This window comes from Cytobacillus oceanisediminis (assembly GCF_004366035.1).
Taxonomy (GTDB): Bacteria; Bacillota; Bacilli; order Bacillales; family Cytobacillaceae; genus Cytobacillus; species Cytobacillus oceanisediminis_C.
Genome location: NZ_SOEE01000006.1, coordinates 118,008 through 136,403, shown reverse-complemented (window position 1 = coordinate 136,403; position 18,396 = coordinate 118,008). Strand labels below are relative to the sequence as shown.

General features: G+C 46.1%; 16 protein-coding genes. 2 read left to right on the top strand and 14 right to left on the bottom strand.

What is annotated here, in order from left to right:
- Positions 1-120: 120 nt before the first annotated feature.
- Together DFO72_RS16215 and DFO72_RS16210 are read right to left on the bottom strand one after the other, a co-directional pair.
- Positions 121-807 (bottom strand): response regulator, encoded by a 687-nt coding sequence (locus DFO72_RS16215; protein WP_113882993.1) that lies wholly within the window; start codon positions 805-807, stop codon positions 121-123.
- Complete coding sequence (locus DFO72_RS16210) at positions 797-2,389, bottom strand: ATP-binding protein (protein WP_395858187.1); 1,593 nt, start codon at positions 2,387-2,389, stop codon at positions 797-799. Before DFO72_RS16210 ends, DFO72_RS16215 begins: the two co-directional genes overlap by 11 nt.
- 89 nt (positions 2,390-2,478) lie before the next feature.
- Between DFO72_RS16210 and DFO72_RS16205 the strand changes: the two genes are divergently transcribed.
- The gene (locus DFO72_RS16205) at positions 2,479-3,534 is read left to right on the top strand and encodes a TRAP transporter substrate-binding protein (protein WP_113882991.1); all 1,056 of its coding nucleotides are present in this window, start codon (positions 2,479-2,481) and stop codon (positions 3,532-3,534) included.
- A 60-nt stretch (positions 3,535-3,594) separates the two neighbouring features.
- On the opposite strand, the gene DFO72_RS16200 is transcribed toward DFO72_RS16205, so the two are convergent.
- The 3 genes from DFO72_RS16200 to DFO72_RS16190 form a co-directional block, all read right to left on the bottom strand.
- Positions 3,595-4,788 carry a class I SAM-dependent rRNA methyltransferase gene (locus DFO72_RS16200; protein ID WP_113882990.1) on the bottom strand — a complete coding sequence of 398 codons (1,194 nt, stop codon included), beginning with the start codon at positions 4,786-4,788 and terminating at the stop codon, positions 3,595-3,597.
- 105 nt (positions 4,789-4,893) lie between these two features.
- Entirely contained in the window at positions 4,894-6,429 is a 1,536-nt protein-coding gene (locus DFO72_RS16195) for an acetyl-CoA hydrolase/transferase family protein (protein WP_113882989.1), read from the bottom strand.
- A 133-nt stretch (positions 6,430-6,562) separates the two neighbouring features.
- Positions 6,563-7,207 carry a LytTR family DNA-binding domain-containing protein gene (locus DFO72_RS16190; RefSeq protein WP_113882988.1) on the bottom strand — a complete coding sequence of 215 codons (645 nt, stop codon included), beginning with the start codon at positions 7,205-7,207 and terminating at the stop codon, positions 6,563-6,565.
- Between the two features lie 138 nt (positions 7,208-7,345).
- Between DFO72_RS16190 and cbpA the strand changes: the two genes are divergently transcribed.
- Positions 7,346-7,990 (top strand): cyclic di-AMP binding protein CbpA, encoded by a 645-nt coding sequence (gene cbpA, locus DFO72_RS16185; protein WP_113882987.1) that lies wholly within the window; start codon positions 7,346-7,348, stop codon positions 7,988-7,990.
- Positions 7,991-8,025: 35 nt separating this feature from the next.
- Here cbpA and DFO72_RS16180 read toward each other — a convergent pair whose 3' ends face one another.
- From DFO72_RS16180 to DFO72_RS16140, 9 genes are all read right to left on the bottom strand, one after another.
- A complete protein-coding gene (locus tag DFO72_RS16180) occupies positions 8,026-8,481 on the bottom strand; it encodes a hypothetical protein (RefSeq protein ID WP_113882986.1) in 456 nt (151 codons plus the stop codon).
- Between the two features lie 60 nt (positions 8,482-8,541).
- Complete coding sequence (lhgO, locus tag DFO72_RS16175; RefSeq protein WP_113882985.1) at positions 8,542-9,750, bottom strand: L-2-hydroxyglutarate oxidase; 1,209 nt, start codon at positions 9,748-9,750, stop codon at positions 8,542-8,544.
- Positions 9,751-9,768: 18 nt separating this feature from the next.
- A complete protein-coding gene (locus DFO72_RS16170; protein WP_113882984.1) occupies positions 9,769-11,034 on the bottom strand; it encodes a (Fe-S)-binding protein in 1,266 nt (421 codons plus the stop codon).
- Positions 11,027-12,442, bottom strand: a complete 1,416-nt coding sequence (locus DFO72_RS16165) for an FAD-binding oxidoreductase (RefSeq protein ID WP_113882983.1) — start codon at positions 12,440-12,442, stop codon at positions 11,027-11,029. The genes DFO72_RS16170 and DFO72_RS16165 overlap by 8 nt, the downstream gene beginning before the upstream one ends.
- Positions 12,439-13,158: a FadR/GntR family transcriptional regulator gene (locus DFO72_RS16160; protein ID WP_113882982.1), complete on the bottom strand. Its 720-nt coding sequence runs from the start codon at positions 13,156-13,158 to the stop codon at positions 12,439-12,441. The genes DFO72_RS16165 and DFO72_RS16160 overlap by 4 nt, the downstream gene beginning before the upstream one ends.
- A gap of 13 nt (positions 13,159-13,171) precedes the next feature.
- Positions 13,172-15,136, bottom strand: coding sequence for a TRAP transporter permease (locus tag DFO72_RS16155; RefSeq protein WP_113882981.1), 1,965 nt, complete (start codon positions 15,134-15,136; stop codon positions 13,172-13,174).
- 13 nt (positions 15,137-15,149) lie between these two features.
- Positions 15,150-16,166, bottom strand: a complete 1,017-nt coding sequence (locus DFO72_RS16150; RefSeq protein ID WP_113882980.1) for a TAXI family TRAP transporter solute-binding subunit — start codon at positions 16,164-16,166, stop codon at positions 15,150-15,152.
- 235 nt (positions 16,167-16,401) lie between these two features.
- Positions 16,402-16,899 (bottom strand): GNAT family N-acetyltransferase, encoded by a 498-nt coding sequence (locus tag DFO72_RS16145; RefSeq protein ID WP_113882979.1) that lies wholly within the window; start codon positions 16,897-16,899, stop codon positions 16,402-16,404.
- 15 nt (positions 16,900-16,914) lie between these two features.
- The gene (locus DFO72_RS16140; protein WP_113882978.1) at positions 16,915-18,201 is read right to left on the bottom strand and encodes a M20 family metallo-hydrolase; all 1,287 of its coding nucleotides are present in this window, start codon (positions 18,199-18,201) and stop codon (positions 16,915-16,917) included.
- Positions 18,202-18,396: the final 195 nt, after the last annotated feature.

Sequence of the window (18,396 nt, the reverse complement as noted above, 5' to 3'; positions counted from 1 at the left end):
TATCTCATCTCCTTTTTTCTAACTATTCATTCTATTAGAAATGATAGCGTTTTCAGATAAAAGCGAGAAGTTTATGGTCATAACGGATGTTTTGTTCATTTTGGTCTCGGGATGTGATAACTAAACGATGACATACCGATTGACTGGCCTGCCCACTCCCCCGTACTGCACATCCAGCCGGATTGCACCGCCTTTTTCTAGATAATCGAGATAGCGGCGGGCGGTTACTCTGGCTATGCCGATGCCGTTGGCGACTTCTTCGGCAGAGCGGGGTTTGGTCTGCTGCTGCATGAAAGCAGTAATTTCATTCAAGGTGAATTCATTCAGCCCTTTTGGCAGAACATTTTCTTCTTTTTTCGCCTGCCTGGCATAAATAAGGGCATCGAGCTGATCCTGTGATAATGTGCCTGATTCCTTCAGGCTCTCCCTGTAATGGCGGTATTTTTCAAGAGCCTGCTGAATTCTGTTCAGCTTAAAAGGTTTAATGATATAATCTCTTGCGCCATTTTGAAGCATCAGCTTAATGGTTTCCTTATCCTTTGCAGCGGAAACGACGATGACATCAGAATCGAGGTGCTGCTTTCTGAATTCCTGCAGAGTTTGTATGCCATCTTTTTTTGGCATAAAAATATCCAAAATAACCAGGTCAGGCTTCAGTTTTTTCGCAAGGCTGATGCCTTCCTCCCCATTTCCGGCTGCCGCAATAATCTTAAATCCATCCACACTTGCAATGAATTCTCTATTAACTTCCTGGACCATTGGGTCATCTTCAATCAGCAGCACACTGATTTCTTCTTTAACCGCCATATGCTTCTCCCTCCGCTTCCATTGGAAAAGTGATCGTAAAGGAAGTTCTTTCATCCCGGCCAGTTGAAACCTCGATCACTCCTCCGCCTTTTTCTGTAATTTGTTTGACAAGGTAAAGCCCATAGCCTGTTCCGCCTGATTTATTGGCGGTAAATCCTTTTTCATATAGCTTCGGCAATATCGATTCTTCTATCCCGCTGCCGTTATCTTCCACCAGCACCGCACAAATCTCATCCGTCTGTTCAATGCTGATATCTATTTTTCGATCTTCACGTTCACTATGCTCAAAAGCCCCGAAAGCATTCTCAATCAGATTGCCCAGGAGCAAAACAAAGTCATGGTGATCCAGACGGTTTGGAAACTCCTCCAGATTACTGTTTGGGTCGATAACCACCGTGATGCCCAATTCCTTTCCGCGCCGCACCTTACTTAATAATAGGCCTGCAATGGCATCGTTCCTGATTTTATCGCTGAGGAAATTTGAGAGGTTTTCCTGCTCTCCAGATGCATCGAACGTCAGCTTTAAAGCTTTGTCTGCTTTCCCGAGCTGAATCAATCCGGCAATGGTGTGAAGCTTGTTCATATGTTCATGGTTCTGCACCCTCAGCGCCTCAACAAAGCTTTTTACACCGGTCAGCTCTTCGGCTAGCTTCGTGACTTCCGTGCGGTCCTGGAAAATCGCTACCGCTCCGATCAATTCGCTGTCTTTCCGGATGGGAATTCTGGTGCTTAATATGACCTTGCCGCTTACAATAATTTGTTCGTTATAGACTGCACGGCTGCGCTCCACTATTTCAGGAAGCCTGGTGTCTTTTAAAACAGATCTGATTTTTTTACCGGCGACATCGCCAGTCACGTTAAAAATCTTCTTTGCCTTTTCATTGAAAATCGTAATGTTTTCCTGGTTATCGATCGCGATTACGCCTTCATTAATCGAATGAAACGTGGCTGTCCTTTCCTCCAGCATCCGTTTGATTTCATGGGGCTCAAGCTGGAACATCTGCTTTTTAATATGATTGGCGAGCATCAAAGAGCCGATCAGTCCAAATATGAGCGTCAGCAGGACAATAATGCTGATTTCATCTGTAAGATCAGTGATAATCTCCGTAATTGAAGGGATCTTATTGCCGACAACGACCACTCCGATTTGATTGAGGCTTTCATCTTTAATCGGGATAAATGCGCGAATAAAGGTACCGACGTCTCCCTCTGCCTTGGAAAAATAAATATGCTCGGCAAAAGCCGGTTTCTCGTCCTCACCTGCAGATGGTTGGCCGATCAGTTCCCTGACCGGATGGGAATAGCGGATACGCTCCATATTCATGATCACGATATAGTCTGTTTCATTAATAATCCGGATTTCCTCTGCGACTTTATTAACCGTCTTCCAGCCCTGCGGCTGCAGGATACCTTTTTTCACATCTGACAGCTCTGCCACCGTTCTGGCTGTATTCATCGAGCGTATCCTCAGTTCTTTTTCTTCCTGCTCCTGGATGTTTGCAATAACGACCATTCCGCCAATCAATAAAGAAAAAATAACGACTGCATAAGACAGGATGGTAATCTTCCAGCGGATGGGCATCTGATTCACAAGGGTCCCTCCCTTCTGTCTTTACGGATAGAATTCTTGTAAGTATGATAACATTAATAGTTTTAAAAAGGAGGATTCAAATGAAAAGCGCCGCAGGCTATATTCTCCTTGCCGGTATGGTTTTGCTGCTGGCTGCCTTCTTTGGGTATCAAAGCTTTTTTCCAAGGGAAGCGATTCCCTATGATGATGACCAGGAAGGGCTCAAGGATCAAATTGTCTTCAAGTTCAGCCATGTGGTGGCTGAAAATACGCCAAAGGGCCTTGCCGCCCAAAGGTTTGCAGAGCTTGTCGCTGAAAAGTCGAATGGCCATATTAAAATAGAAGTGTTTCCAAACGGCAGTCTCTATTCCGATATTCAAGAAATTAATGCTCTTAGAGAAGGCCAGGTTCACTTTATTGCCCCTTCCACCTCCAAGCTAGGTATGCTTTCACCGCAATGGGGAGTGCTGGATCTGCCTTTTGCGTTCCCTTCGCGTGAAGCTGCTCTTGAAGGCCTGAACGGAAAAATCGGCCAACAGCTGCTGAGATCCCTGCAGGGGGATGGCATTAAAGGGCTCGCCCATTGGCCAAATGGATTTAAGCAGATCACTTCAAATCAGGGTCCTATCCAAAAACCTGGGGATCTGAAAGGGCAATCTTTCCGGATCATGCAAAGTGATGTGATATCAGCCCAATTCAGCCGCCTGAAGGCAAAGGCTGTTCAGGATTCATTCAATTCCACTTATAAACTCCTGGAAGAAGGCGTTGTGGATGGTGAAGAGAACACAATTTCCAATATCTATTCAAAGAAATTTTATAACCTGCAAAAGCATATGACAATCAGCAATCATGGCTATCTTGGATATGCGGTGATGATGAGCGAGAAGGTCTGGAATGAACAGACAGAGGAAACAAAGAAGATTCTGCTCGAGGCAATGGAAGAAACTACCGCCTGGAACAGCCGGATGGCATTTGAAATGAATGAAGAACTGCTTGAAAAAATTAGGCAGAATTCCTCCATTCAAATTTATGAACTCTCACCTGAAGAAAAACAGGAATGGCAGGCTAAGCTGGATCCAGTCTATGAAGACTTTTTACAGGAAATCGGGAAGAACCTTGTGGAAGAGATGAAGGAGCTGCGGGTTAAATATGAATAAAAAGGTGACAGGAACCTATACCAGCTGGCCAAAGTGGTATAGGTTCCTGTCACTCTTTTTTTACAGTTTCTGTATGAATACTACTTTAAGGTAGTCTCCTTCTTTGAATTCCTTAATGGTGCGGAAGTCTTCAGGAAGGGTGAATTCCTCAATGATTTTGTATCGGTCCCCTGTTTGTGCGAACGCTTTTTTGATAAAGTCTTTGAATTTTTTCATGTTGAATGTGCTGCAGTTTGATGATGCCACAATGATTCCGTTCTTTTCTGTTATCTGAATGGCCTGCGCAAGCAGTTCCGGGTAATCTTTTCTGGCGCTGAATGTATGCTTTTTGGAACGGGCAAAGCTTGGAGGATCAAGGATGACCATATCAAATTTCAGCTGCTTCCGAACGGCGTATTTGAAGTAGTTGAACACATCTTCCACAATGATATCCTGTCCCTCAAAATCAATGCCGTTGACGCTGAACATTTCGATGGTTTTGCTTTTGCTGCGGTTGGCAAGGTCAACACTTGTTGTTTTCACTGCTCCTCCTAATGCGGCAGCCGCTGAAAAAGCGCCCGTATAAGAGAACGTGTTCAGTACCGTTTTCCCTTCGGCATACTTGTCCCTGATCGTCTTTCGGACATGCCTCTGATCAAGGAATACACCTACCATGGCGCCATCGTTCAGATAAATGGGAAATCTGATTCCATTCTCCTTCACCATCAGCGGAAAAGATGCCCGTTCTCCTGCTGCGAAATCATCATCCTCTATATAGGTGCCTTTTACAGCAAACCGTTTCTTTTCATACAGGCCTTTTACATCAGCACTGTTCATCATTGCCTGAATTACCGTATCTCTGAAGGTGTAAACCCCTTCACTGTACCAGCTGATCACGTAAAAGCCATCGTAATAATCAATCGTGATGCCTCCGATTCCATCTCCTTCTCCATTGAAAACCCGAAAAGCGGTTGTTTCGGGATCACGAAATAGGGCTTCTCGCCTTTTTAAAGCTTCTTTAAATTTTTTCGCAAAAAACGCTTCGTCGAAGGTTTCCTGAGGGTTTCGCGAGAGAATCCAGCCCCTGCCTTTATTCTGCTTTCCATAATACCCTTTGCCGATAAACCGCCCGCTCTCATCAGTCAGTTCAATGACCGCACCCTCTTCAATCCCCTTCGGAATCCGCTGCACCGATTCCTCCGTCACCAGCGGATAGCCATCCTTAAACCCATTCTTATATTTAGAAGCAGCAATTAATTTGATCGCTTTACTCATAGTTCCACCCAATCATTTTGTTAGTATACTATCATTGTAACATTAAAAGTGCCAGGCACCTATACCAGCTGGGTGAGATGGTATAGGTGCCTGGCACTAGTTGTTTTAGCAGAAGCTCCACTGAGGAGGAGCAGCTGCCGCTGTTTCTTTCAGCATCGTTCCATTCCTGGCGAAGTCTGTATGCCAGGAAAGGGCTTTTTCCAGTACATGCGGAGTCTGTCCACCTCTTGTGAGGGCTTCCCGGTAATATTCGCGAAGCTGCTCGCGGTACAGCGGATGTGCGCAATTCTCGATGATCAGTTCGACACGCTGCCTTGGAGCCAGCCCGCGAAGGTCTGCAAAGCCTTGTTCTGTCACAACGACATCGACATCATGCTCGGTGTGGTCGACATGGGAAACGAATGGGACGATGCTTGAAATCCTGCCGTCTTTGGCAATTGATTTAGTCACGAAGATCGCCAGTCGCGCATTTCTGGCAAAATCACCGGATCCGCCGATGCCGTTCATCATTTTCGTTCCAAGGACATGGGTCGAGTTCACGTTTCCATAGATATCAAGCTCCAAGGCTGTATTAATCGAAATCAAGCCGAGGCGGCGGATGATTTCAGGATGATTGGATATCTCCTGCGGACGCATGATTAAACGGTCTCTGTACCGGTCAAAGTTCGTGAAAACCTCTTTCATTTTTTTATCTGATAGTGTGATGGAACAGCAGGAAGCAAAGTCCACTTTTCCGGCATCCATCAAATCAAATACCGCATCCTGCAGCACTTCTGAATAGACTTCCAGATTCTCAAACTCTGAGTCGAGCATTCCATGAAGCACGGCATTCGCTACGGACCCTATACCCGACTGCAGCGGTGCCAGACTATTTGTCAGCCTGCCTGCTTCAATCTCCCCGCGGAGAAATTGAAGCAGATGCTGTGCCATGATAGCGGTTTCTTCATCCGGTGGTACGATCGTTGAAGGAGAGTCCTGCTGATTCGTGAATACGATACCCCTCACTCTATCCAAATCCACTTTAATTCCCGGAGCGCCGATACGGTCGTCGGCTTTGGTCAGCGGAATCGGCTTCCGTTCCCCCTGCCTGCCAGGTTCATATAAATCATGCAGGCCTTCCAGCTGCGTGGATTGTGCCAGATTGATTTCGATAATGATGTGTCTGGCATTTTCAGCGAAAGATAGCGAGTTTCCTATTGAAGTAGACGGAATGATCAGCCCATCCTCCGTAATAGAAACCGCTTCCAAAATGGCGAAATCAATAGGATCCATGACATTGGCGCGAACAAGCTCTGCCGTGTGGGATAAATGCTGATCGATAAATAAGAAATCCCCCTGGTTAATCCCTTTTCTCATGGTCGGATCGGCCTGAAACGGCAGCCTTTTTCCCAAAATCCCTGCTTCCGCAAAAAGCTTATCCACATCAGATCCCAAAGAAGCCCCCGTATACACATTCACTTTAAAACTCTCATGCCTGGCACGGTCAGCCAGCGCGAATGGCACCGCTTTCACATCGCCTGCACGTGTAAAGCCGCTTAGCCCCAGAGTCATGCCATCCTGAATCCAGGATGCTGCTTCTTCAGGTGTAACTACCCGGTCATGCAGGCGGCTGTCGCGAATTCGATCTAAAATTTTCTCCATGTTGCTCATCCCCTTTGCCATGATATATATAATCATTTTACCCGGATAAAGGGGGGAGTCAGGACTTTTCCGATTAACTTACGGAAAATTCGGATAAAACAGCAGATTAGAAAGCTGAAACAGAAAGAATTTTCTAAAAACCGAGCAATTTACGGAAATAGCTGGAGTAAGACTGGCTGACAGGCACCCGGTCCCCATTTTTCATGACGAGGAGAAAGGTGGAATGCGTGTCAGGAAAGATTTCCTTTATATGATTAACATTTACAATGAATGAGCGGTGGCAGCGGATAAAACTGTCCTTCGGCAGCGAATACTCAAAATCCTGAAGCGAGTATTTATGGGTGCCTGAATGGCCGCCAGTATGTACATAGGTCTTCTTATCCTTTGCCTCAAGGCAGACAACCTCGGAAAAAGGAATCGGAATCCAGCCATCATTCGTTTTCATTGTCACAACCGATTTGCCGTCCGTCAAAGCCGGAAAAATGGCGGTTACGCAGCCTTCAAGTTTTCCTTCATGCAAAAATGGCACGGCCATGCCGTGATACGGAACACCAAATACATCGCGATCAATAAACTCCGACACCCTTTGCTGTGTCCCTAAAGCCTTAAAGGCGATGGTTCCTTCCTTTACCCTGTCCCCCGTCCTGATTTTCAAATCGATGCGTTTGCTCGGCCTGTAATAAATATATTCACTTGTATTGGAAACCGCTATGGAAATCTCATCGGAAAACAGCTCTCCAATTACATCCAGCAGCGACACAACTGTAATGCTTTCCACGTTCTCTCAGCACCTTTCCTGATAATGGCTTTTTCTTATTTTACAAGTTTTCAAAGGGGGATTCACTTAATTTCTTATCATGGCCAAAAAGGCACCGGCATAGAATAGAGAAGGTTAGGGGTAAAGGAGGATGCTGGTATGCTGATTCGCCATCAGATGGTGGAGAAAAAAGATGTTCGGTTTTGTGATGAAACCTTTAATTTGGAACAGGCGCTGCAGTTTTTAAACGAAACTGGTTACCGCTGTGTCCCTATTCTGGATGCCACACATACAAAGTTTGTCGGCAATATCTATAAGGTTGATATTTTAGAATATAAGGAGAACCATTCTTTGGAAGAACCCATTACGGCTCTGGCTAAAGACCAGCAGACCGTAATTGATGAGGATGACTCTTTCATGAAAGCCTTTTTCACGCTGAAGAGATATCCTTATCTGCCGGTTAAGAATGAAAATGGGCAGTTTGTCGGATTGCTGACGCATGCTGCCGTACTGGAACTGCTTGAGGAAGCGTGGGGACTGAACCGCGGAAGCTATACCCTGACTGTGGGAAGCTATGGCACACAGGGAACACTGAAAAAGATAAGCAGTATTATCAGTAAATATAGCGATATCCAGGGAGTCATCTCACTGGACTCATCCAACTTTCATGTCAGCCTGATCCGCCGTATCCTTTTTACATTGCCGAAGGATACGACAGAAGAAACCTTGGATAAAATCAAGAATGAACTGGACGCAAATGGCTTCCGTGTAATCGGGGTCGAGTGTCATAATGGAGAATGCTAACGAGAATAGCCGTTCCGTGAAGGAGCGGCTTTTTCTTATCTTTGGTTCCGATGAAAGAATTCCTGGTATCCATAAATAATCCATGCGTACGTGGTGAAGAACAGGAAAATATAGATGGGCTTAAATTTGACTAGCTTATATAAGTTAAATTTTTCATACAAATAATTAAGCGGATAAGCGAATAGAAAGTCCATGATAGCGTTGACAGCCAGGTAACGCTTAAAGTTTCCGAAGGTAAAATGAAAAATCCATAAGGTCCCGATAAAAAACGGACCCAATATGAAGGTTAAATCATTGAGCAATTTCTTGAAGTGACCGCCCTCTACTGTCCACCATTTAAAAGGAATGGCCAGGATGCTCATAATGAACACTAAAATTCCCGCAAAAACCGAGACGGTGGAAAATTTATTAAATGACTTTTTCGGCAGAAAAAATATGGTCAGCCAAGGAATGACCAAGTGAAGCAGCCTGATTGCTGTAGTTGCTTTCATATAAAAATCCCCTTTCTTCCATATTATGGTTCAGGGGATTTTGAATTATTCTCCAATTACTTAAACAGCTGATTCCATCTTAAACATCCCGTCCATCTTCCTGACGATTTCTTTTCCAATTTCAATGGACGCCGTCGCGGCCGGAGATGGTGCGTTTAAAACATGAATGGAGCGTTTGCTCGGCACAATGAAAAAGTCATCGACTAATGAGCCATCGTCCTTCAAGGCTTGCGCTCTGACACCAGCCGGACCGGGAACAATATCATCCTTCTGGATGTCCGGCATGAGCTTCTGGACATTTTTCATGAAGAGCTCCTTGGATGCTGAGCGGATCATTTCTTCCACGCCCTCTTTCATATATTTCCTTGCGAGCTTCCAGAAGCCTCTATAAGCCACAACCTCCATAAGGTCTGCCACATTGAGATCCGTCTTTTTATAGCCTTCCCGCTTAAAGCTTAGAACGGCATTTGGACCCACATCAATGGCTCCACTAATCATGCGGGTAAAATGGACCCCAAGGAACGGGAAGTTAGGATTTGGCACAGGGTAGATCAGATTTTTGACGAGGCTGCTTTTCTCCGGTTTGAGCATGAAATACTCTCCCCTGAATGGCACTATTTTAACATCCGTTTTCAATCCGGCAAGCTTGGCGATCCGGTCTGACTGCAGGCCGCCGCAGTTAACATAGTAAGCTCCCCTTACCTCTCCCCTGCTGGTCTGGACGATTACTTCATGGGCTGTTTCGTCAATGGCTAATACTTTATGATTCAGCAGGATGTCCCCGCCTTTTGCTGTAATGATCTCAGCCATCTTTTCCGAAACCTGCTTATAGTTGACAATGCCAGCCATTGGCACGTGAATGGCCTTTTTTCCATTCACATGCGGCTCGATTTCATGGAGCTCGCCATGGTCAATCATGCGGATGCCAAGGCCGTTGTCCAACCCGCGCTGATATAAATTGTCTATGAGCGGCAGCTCGAAATCTTCGCTCGCGACAATGACTTTTCCGCAGATATCCACTTCAAGCCCATGCTTCCGGCAAAATTCCGTCATGGATTCGCTGCCTTTTTTGGCAAGCCTGGCTTTATAGCTTCCAGGCTTATAATAGATTCCGGAATGGATGACTCCGCTGTTATGGCCTGTCTGGTGGGCCGCCACATGGCTTTCTTTTTCCAGGATGGCCACTTTTGCAGATGGAAACCGGTTCAGCAGCTCCATTCCTGTTGACAGGCCGACAATGCCCCCGCCAATAATGATGTAATCATACATGATCCTCCACCCTTTCTCTTATTTATGATCAATCCCGCAGGCTTCTGCCAATATTTCAATAATATGGACAACACGCACCTTGTCTTCAAGCCCCTCGCGTTTGACCCCGAGGCACATCTGCAGATGGCAGCCTGGGTTGGACGTGACAATGGTATCCGGCGAGATACTTTGGACATGTTCCATTTTTGCATCAAGAATTTCCATGGATTCTTCGTAGTGGACAATATTATAAATACCCGCCGATCCACAGCACATATCCCCTTTCGGAAGCGGAACATATGTAATGCCTGGTATGCTTTCAAGGAGCTGAACGGGATCATCCGCCACCTTCTGCACATTTAACAAATGGCAGGATGGCTGATAGGTCACAGCACCTGAGAGTTCCCGGCTGAAACTGATTCCGAGTTTGTTCAGTATTACACTTACATCCTTATTCTTTTGTGCGAACACCCTGGCACGCTCTGCCCATTCCGGGTCATTTGCGAGAAGGTGATCATATTCAACGAGCATCGCACCGCAGCCGCCAATCGCATTTACCACAAAATCAAAGTTCCCTTTTTCAAAAGCCGCAATATTTTCCTTCGCCAGTTTCCTGGATGTTCCCGTATCCCCGCTATGGTTCTGCAGCGCGCCGCAGCAGGTCTGTTCCTTGATTACGGTGACTTCGCAGCCAGCATGCTGAAGCAGCTTGATGCTGAGGTCATTGATCTTGGCAAAAAACACATCCATAATGCACCCTGTAAAAAAAGCGACGCGTGCTTTCGGCTCGCGCTCTGGCAGAAGGATGCCTGTTCTTAGCTGTTTATTTGGCATCTCAATATAAGGTGCTATCTCTTCAAATGCCCGAAGCTGTTCGGGAAAAATGCTTAGCGCCTTGCTTTTGCGGGCAAGCGAGTCCATACCCGTTTTTTGATAGGCCCGAAGTGAAGCTCTCATGGCTGCCAGCAGTTTCTTATTCGGCAAGACCTTCTGCAGAGCCATGTTCTCCATGAATGGAGCTGGTGCTTCGGCAGCCTTTACTCCCTTAAATGATTCGAGAATTTTTCCATATTGTACATTCGTTGGGCACGCCGTCTCACAGGCGCGGCAGCCGAGGCAGAGCTCCATTGATTCTGTAATTTCTTCGATGGTTATTTTCCCTTCAGCCGCCATTTGCACAAGATTGATCCGGCCCCGTGGAGAATGTCTTTCTTTCCCCATGCTGGCATATGTGGGGCAGGCAGGAAGACAATAGCCGCATTGGACACAGTCAAACGTTTCTTTATAGGCGAGCTGGCTAGTCATGGACTAACACCAGCCTCTGCCCTTTTGTCTCGGGAAAAATCTTGCCCGGATTCATTATGTTGTTCGGATCCCACGCTTTTTTCATTCGTATCATCATTTCCAGTCCCGCTTCCCCAAGCTCCATCTCCATAAACGGCGCCTTCATGGTCCCGATTCCATGCTCGCCTGATAGAGTTCCTCCCAATTCAATCGCTGCTGTAAAAATCTCCTCTACGGCTTTTTCCACACGTTTCATCTCTTCTTTATCCTGCTTATCGGTAATGATATTCGGATGCAGATTTCCATCACCCGCATGACCGAATACGACTAAGTCAATTTCATATTTTGCTTTGATTTCCTGAAGCCTTCTGAACATTTCAGGAATCTTGCTTCTTGGAATTGTGGCATCCTCGGAAATTTTCGTTGGCTTTTTTCTGACGATGGCCGGCGAAACGAGTTTTCTCGCTTTCCATAGGTTCTCGGCAGATTCCTCATCCCTTGCAATGATAGCTTCCCTTGCTCCAACTTCCAGGCACACCTGCTTCACCTGCTCGCTTTCATCCCTGATGGCGATTGGATGGCCATCAAGCTCAATCAGGATAATGGCATCTACATCTATCGGGAGTCCTATCGGCTGAAATTCTTCCACCGCCTGGATTGAAGCCTGGTCCATGATTTCCATTTTCGAAGGCAGGATACCTGATGTGAGCACAGCCGATATTGCTTTTCCGGCATCAATAATGTCATCAAATATGACCATCATCGTCTGGGTGGCCTGAGGTCTTGGAATCAGCTGAAGGGTGGCCTCTGTGATGATGCCCAGCGTCCCCTCCGAGCCAACAATCAGCTTCGTCAGGTCATAGCCTGTGACGTTTTTGACCGTCCGTCCGCCTGTCCGGATGATGTCCCCTTCTGGCGTGACGATCTCCAGACCCAGCACATAATCTTTTGTTACCCCGTACTTTAAGCCGCGCGGGCCGCCGGCATTTTCAGCGAGGTTCCCTCCAATTGTGGAAACATGGGAACTGCTTGGGTCTGGCGGATACAACAGCCCATGCCGCTGTGCTTCACGGTCAATATCAGCTGTAATGACACCTGGAGATACAATCGCAACGGTATCTTCCGGGTCGATGATCAGCTTCTGGGTCCACCTGGAAAAATCAAGGACCATCCCGCCGTGGACAGGGAGCGGGCCTCCGCTCAGACTCGTTCCCCTGCCTCTTGGATAGACTGGAATTTTCATGTCATTGGCTAGCTTTACAATGCCTGCCACTTCCTCAGTTGAAACTGGCTGCAGGATGATCTCGGGATTATAGGCTCCAAACGAGCCATCGTATGAATAAGAAACCAGGTCTGCTTTTTCAAGCAGAATGCGCTTTTCTGATCCCATGATGCTTTTAAGCCGCTCAACAATCTGTTCGGTGATCACAACGGCACCTTCTTTCCTTCCCCTTCGTTCACCTTCAATTTCTTTGTCACATTCTCAAGATGCACCCGCATTGCCTTTGCCGCTCTTTCTTCGTCCTGTTCTTTAATAGCTGAAAAAATACTCATATGCTCCTGATATACCTGTTCGCGCTTTTCTGGAAGACCCACATTCTTCTTAAGGGAAAAGGCTATTGCTTTTCGGTACAGATCATCGATATTTTCCATTACCTGTATCATGAATCGATTTTTCGTTGCTTCGATAAGATGTTTATGAAAATTAACATCTGCCAGATCGCCTACTGCTTCGGGATTCGTCAGTGTGATTTCAAATTGATCGAGGGCCATCTTCATTTTTTCAAGGTCGGCCTCTTCACGACGCAAGGCAGCAATCGCTGCTGCCTGTGTCTCCATAACCATCCGCATTTCCAATAGCTCAAAAACCTGTTCCACAGGAATGTATTCAATCGCTAAAGCACCAAGCATGTCTGCCATATTAACTTCTTTGACGAAGCTTCTGCCGCCTTGCCTGGATTCAATGATCCCGCTGGCAGATAATACGCTCAATGCTTCTCGAACAGGCGCACGGCTGACGCCGAACAGTTTGGCCAGTTCATTTTCGGATGGCATCGGCTCATTTAGCGGGAACTTGCCTTCCTTTATCATTTCCTTGAGCTGATCCAGCACCTGGGCCGAGATTTTTTTCCGTTCGATTTTCATGGATGTTAACTCCTTATATGGTGATTTCGACTGAACTGCTTTTCTTAACTCTGATGATATGGAAGAAAATCGCAAACACACAAAGTCCGAATCCGGCAATATCCGTTATCATGCCTGGCTTAATCAGCATTAAAGCTCCGGCAAACATTAAGACTCTTTCAACAATCGTCAGCTTGGCATTCAGGTAGTTTCCAAGTGAACTTGCCAGGGCGTAAATGCCCAGCGTGCTTGTGATGACCACAAGTGCTACTGATAAAATGGATATCGTTTCTCCCTCTGCTGCCTGAAGCAGAATAATAGGGTTATAAGCAATCATGAACGGGATTATAAAGCCCGGAAGTGAAATTCTAAGCGCCTCCCATGATGTCTGCATCGCATTGGCGCCAGCCAGTCCCGCTGCGGTATATGATGCCAGAGCCACTGGCGGCGTAATGTTGGACAATGCACCAAACCAGAACACAAAGAAATGTGCAGCGATTGGATTAACGCCAGCTTCCACAAGTGCAGGAGCTGCGGTAACCGCAACAACGATGTAAAGAGCTGTGGATGGAAGCCCCATACTTAAAACGATGCAAGTGAGCATGACGACGATTAAAATCAGCCAAAGCTGGCCGCCCGTTAATTCGACAATATTATAAGCTAATGTAGATCCAATTCCCGTCATGGTGACAACGCAGATGATGATTCCGATGGCTGCGCAGGCAATCCCGACTTGAATTGTCCCTCTTCCGCCTTCAATGAAAGCCTCAATTGTTTTAGAGATTGTGATTCTTGAAGATTTATCCTTTGCCAGCCAGCTCGCCACAATGACTGCACCAATTCCGGCAAATCCGGCAAATAAAGCTGTCTTTCCCATTAATAGCGTGGTAATGACAACAATGATCGGAATAAGCAGGACGCCGCGTTCCTTCAGAATTTGGACGACATCCGGAATATTTTCTTTACTGATGCCTTTCAGGCCTTGTTTTTTCGCTTCAATATCAATGGCAAAAATCAATGCGATATAATAGAGAAAACTTGGAATGATCGCTGCCAGGATGACCGTCGTATAAGAGATTCCAAGGAAACCGGCCATAATGAAGGCCGCAGCACCCATAATCGGCGGCATAATCATTCCGCCTGTTGAAGCAGCCGCTTCTACTGCACCGGCAAACTTTGGCTTAAGGCCAATGGATTTCATCAATGGAATCGTAAAAGCTCCTGTTGTCGCAACATTGGCCACTGCACTTCCGCTCAAAGATCCTGTCAGCGCGCTGGAGATGACCGCTACTTGTGCAGGGCCCCCTCGCTTTCTGCCTGCAATGGCCAAAGCCAGATCATTGAAAAGCTGGGTGGCACCGCTCACAGACAGGAAGGCACCAAAGAGGACGAACATGACGATGAACGTGGATGCCGTCGAAAGCGTTAATCCCAGCACACCCTCAGTCGTCATATAAAGACGGTATAGAAGGCGTTCCAGTGAAAAGCCGGCATGTCCGAAAATCCAAGGGAAGTATGTGCCAAACAGAGCATATACAATAGCTCCTCCACAAAGGATTGGGATAAAGATCCCAACAGCCCGTCTCGAAGCTTCGAGGAGGACGATGATCGTAATGGCTCCAAAGACATAGTCAATCATAATCGGCTGGGAGCCCCGATCCACATGAATCGTTGTGTAATTCAGGAGCAGGTAGCCAAGACCTGCAATGGCAAGTGCCGCAAATATATAATCAGGGGCTGTAAACCTTTTTTGATTAGAAGATTTTCCGGCCGGATAATAGAAAAAAGTCATAACCAAAAGGATGCCCAGGAAAATCAGGTTTCTATAAATCTCTTGAATATTGGATAATCCATTGGAATAAATGGCAAAAACAGAAAACAATACTGCGATAATGGCAGCCGCTTTTTTGTATGGACCCTCCAGCAGACGTATGCCGCCCCCTGCTTCTTTATCCAGATCGGCTGACTGTACAATTGGTTCGCTTGTTGATTTTGTCATCGTTTTCCCTCCTTTACTTCGCTTCCGGCGGAATTAGATTTTCAGGTATATCAAGACCTGCTTCTTTAAAATATCTATAGGCTCCGGCATGCAATGGAACAGATACGCCATCGAGTGCCGTTTCCAGTGTCATTTCCTTTGCAGAGCTATGAACCTCATACATTTCATCCAGATTTTCATAGAGTGTTTTGGTTAAAATATAGATGGTTTCTTCATCCATTTCTTTTGTTGTGGATAAAAGGTTCGGCTGGGCAATGGTGTTGATATCTTTGTCAATGCGGGGATAGGTCCCTCCAGGAATCACATAGCGGTACCAGCTGTCAGATACTCCATTAATGGCATCCAGCTGCTCATCAGTTACTTCCAAAATCGACGCTTTGACATTACTTGCATACATATCTGTTACAGCGGAAATCGGGATTCCTGCCGGAAGCGAGCCTCCATCCAATCTACCGTCACGCATCGCCGAAACCGTGTCACTGTAGCCAAGATACTCAGGAGAAATATCCTTTTTCGTTAGACCAAGGCCATCCATCATCACGACCGTGGATTGCTCCGTACCGCTTGCCTGCGGCCCAACAGAAAATTGCGTTCCTTTAATATCATCGATGGTTCCGCTTTCAATCTTGCTGTTCATCAGCACGAAATGCTCTACATTCGGCCAGAGCATGGAGATTGTGCGGAGATCCTCATAGCGTTTCCCTTTAAAGGAACCATCTCCGGCATAGGCCTGGGACGAAATTAACCCCTGAAGAATGGCAAGCTGCGCTTCCCCTTCACGCAGAAGTTCAATATTTTCAATGGATCCGGCAGAGGACTGGCCGCTTGCCTGGATTTTCTCACCCTTTAAATGGCTGCTCCATACATTGGCCATTCCAACCCCAATCGGGTAATATGTACCTCCTGTTGAAGCGGTGGCGACAGATACGAATTTTTTATCCTTGTTCTCGGCCGCTGTCCGCACGCCAACAATGGCAATAAAGACTAGTGTCAGGACCGATATGATAATCTTCCACTTTTTTCGAATCATAATATCCTCCCTTTCCAATAAGAATGTAAGCGCTTTTCAAAACTTGTATTACAAGTATACAAGATTATAGGTTTTGAATTCAATTAAAATTCTGATTTTTTGTTTTATTTCGTGAAATAGTATAGCCTCACCCCATGATATAGCGGGATTTTCATTTGATAAAATAGGAGATTTTACCTGGCAGTGTTACAAATAAAGAAAGGCCATTTTCTGCACAGAGAAAATGGCCTTTCTTTTATAACAGCTTACCCATATAGTATTCATCGACAAATTCACCGTTTATCAAAAGCGAATGTTTTTTAGTGCCTTCAATCTGGAATCCCGCCTTTTGATAAAGGGAGACACCTGCCTGATTACGGATAACAACTGTAAGTTCCAGCCTGTGGATATCGTGTTTACGCGCCCAGCGGTCAAGCTCTTCAAAGAGCTTCGTGCCAATCCCCTGGCCTCTGTGTTCGCTGAGGATTCCTGCAACGAGATAGGCTGAGTGCTTATTCCTCCTTGCCGCACCGCCAATGGCCATTACAAAGCCGATCAATCGGTTATCTTTTTCCGCTGTGATGATGGTCGAATGATCTTCTTTTTCAATGGCTTCAATTCTTTTTCTTTGTGCCTCGGCTGACGTCTTTCTTTCACCTGGCTCGAAAAGCATGTAGTCTGATTCGTTTTCTGTTTGTGTGATCAGGTTGGCCAGGGCCTCGGCGTCTGCTGGTTTTAAGTGGCGGATGATCATGAGGATTTCTCCTTTTTATTGTTTTTTCATAAGCCCTTCAACAAAATCCTTTAAAACATGTACACCATATACACAGTCATTTAATGACGTCCATTCCTGCGGATTGTGGCTGATGCCATCCCTGCTGCGGACAAACAGCATGGCTGCTGGCATTTCCGTTCCGACGATCATCGTGTCATGGCCGGCTCCGCTCGGGATGTAAACAGGATTAATATTGAACTTCCCAAGGGATTCTGCAATACCAGCCTGCAGGCTTTCATTAATTGGCAGAGGTTTAATTTTGGCATTCAGCTTCATTTGCACACCGATACTTCGCTCCTCTGCTATTTTCACCGCATTGGTTTTAATTTGATCAAGCAGCTGATCCCGGGATTCTTCAAAAATATCCCTGATATCAACGGTTAGTATTACTTTCTGGGCAATGACGTTGAAGCCATTTGGATGCACGTTCAGTTTGCCGACAGTGGCAACAGCTGTATCACTGACCTGCTTTGGGAAATTCTCAATGGCAGCTACAAACAATGAGGCAGCCACAAGCGGATCTTTTCGACCAGCCATCGGTGTATTTCCTGCATGTCCAGCTTCTCCTGTAAAGGTAACCTCCAGCGAGGCTGGCCCTGCAATGCCTTTTACCACTCCAACTGGCTGATTCTCTCTTTCCAGCACCTTCCCCTGCTCAATATGGACTTCCACAAAGGTTTCGATTTCAGGTCTATTTTCTCCTGCCTTTAAGCACTCTTCCGCACTGCTGCCATATTCATTCAATACATCGCGAAACGACTTGCCATTTTCATCCCGCAGGCTATCTAATTCTTCCGGCCTCAGCTGACCCATAAATGCCCGGCTGCCTGTTAAGCTGCTCTTGAATCTCGAACCCTCTTCATCTGAAAATATCACAACCTCATACGGCTTCTCCGGTATGTAACCTGTTTCTTTCCATGACTCTGCAACTTCCAATGCTGAGAGAACCCCTAACGGCCCATCGAAGTGCCCCCCATTTGGAACACTGTCAACATGTGAACCGGAAGCGATTGAAGGTCCTTCTGTTTTTCCTGCGAGTCGTCCAAAAACATTTCCTGCTCCATCTGATGTCACGGTAAGACCAGCGTTTTTCATCCACTTGATTACTAGCTCTTTCGCTTCTTTCTCTTCGGCAGAATAACCCGGGCGAGTCACCCCGCCGCTAACCATGAGGCCTATCACTGAAAGCTCTTCAAGTCTTGAGGCCAATCTTTCGCCGTTTACACCTGAGTGGGTCAGTTCCTGATTATAATCTTTTATTAACTGTTGATAAAGGTTCATGGTTTTCACTCTTTCTAATTTGTTTTTTTCTCTGTGAGATTAATAGATTGCTGATGGAACGCGAAGTGACCGATATATCGGAAATCTGACCGATAAAGTGGCATTTTTGACCGATATATCAAAAAAGTAACCGATAAATGTCAAATCTGACCGATAAACCTGTAAAAGTGGCGATATATTTTGAGGCAGTACTAA

Bases quoted from the DNA above. Each gene is read 5' to 3' on its own strand.
- DFO72_RS16145 (WP_113882979.1), bottom strand. From the start codon at position 16,899: ATGATCATCCGCCACTTAAAACCAGCAGACGCCGAGGCCCTGGCCAAC.
- DFO72_RS16160 (WP_113882982.1), bottom strand. From the start codon at position 13,158: ATGAAAATCGAACGGAAAAAAATCTCGGCCCAGGTGCTGGATCAGCTC.
- DFO72_RS16150 (WP_113882980.1), bottom strand. From the start codon at position 16,166: ATGATTCGAAAAAAGTGGAAGATTATCATATCGGTCCTGACACTAGTC.
- DFO72_RS16200 (WP_113882990.1), bottom strand. From the start codon at position 4,788: ATGAGTAAAGCGATCAAATTAATTGCTGCTTCTAAATATAAGAATGGG.
- DFO72_RS16195 (WP_113882989.1), bottom strand. From the start codon at position 6,429: ATGGAGAAAATTTTAGATCGAATTCGCGACAGCCGCCTGCATGACCGG.
- DFO72_RS16155 (WP_113882981.1), bottom strand. From the start codon at position 15,136: ATGACAAAATCAACAAGCGAACCAATTGTACAGTCAGCCGATCTGGAT.
- cbpA (WP_113882987.1), top strand. From the start codon at position 7,346: ATGCTGATTCGCCATCAGATGGTGGAGAAAAAAGATGTTCGGTTTTGT.
- lhgO (WP_113882985.1), bottom strand. From the start codon at position 9,750: ATGTATGATTACATCATTATTGGCGGGGGCATTGTCGGCCTGTCAACA.
- DFO72_RS16210 (WP_395858187.1), bottom strand. From the start codon at position 2,389: ATGCCCATCCGCTGGAAGATTACCATCCTGTCTTATGCAGTCGTTATT.
- DFO72_RS16170 (WP_113882984.1), bottom strand. From the start codon at position 11,034: ATGACTAGCCAGCTCGCCTATAAAGAAACGTTTGACTGTGTCCAATGC.
- DFO72_RS16140 (WP_113882978.1), bottom strand. From the start codon at position 18,201: ATGAACCTTTATCAACAGTTAATAAAAGATTATAATCAGGAACTGACC.
- DFO72_RS16205 (WP_113882991.1), top strand. From the start codon at position 2,479: ATGAAAAGCGCCGCAGGCTATATTCTCCTTGCCGGTATGGTTTTGCTG.
- DFO72_RS16215 (WP_113882993.1), bottom strand. From the start codon at position 807: ATGGCGGTTAAAGAAGAAATCAGTGTGCTGCTGATTGAAGATGACCCA.
- DFO72_RS16180 (WP_113882986.1), bottom strand. From the start codon at position 8,481: ATGAAAGCAACTACAGCAATCAGGCTGCTTCACTTGGTCATTCCTTGG.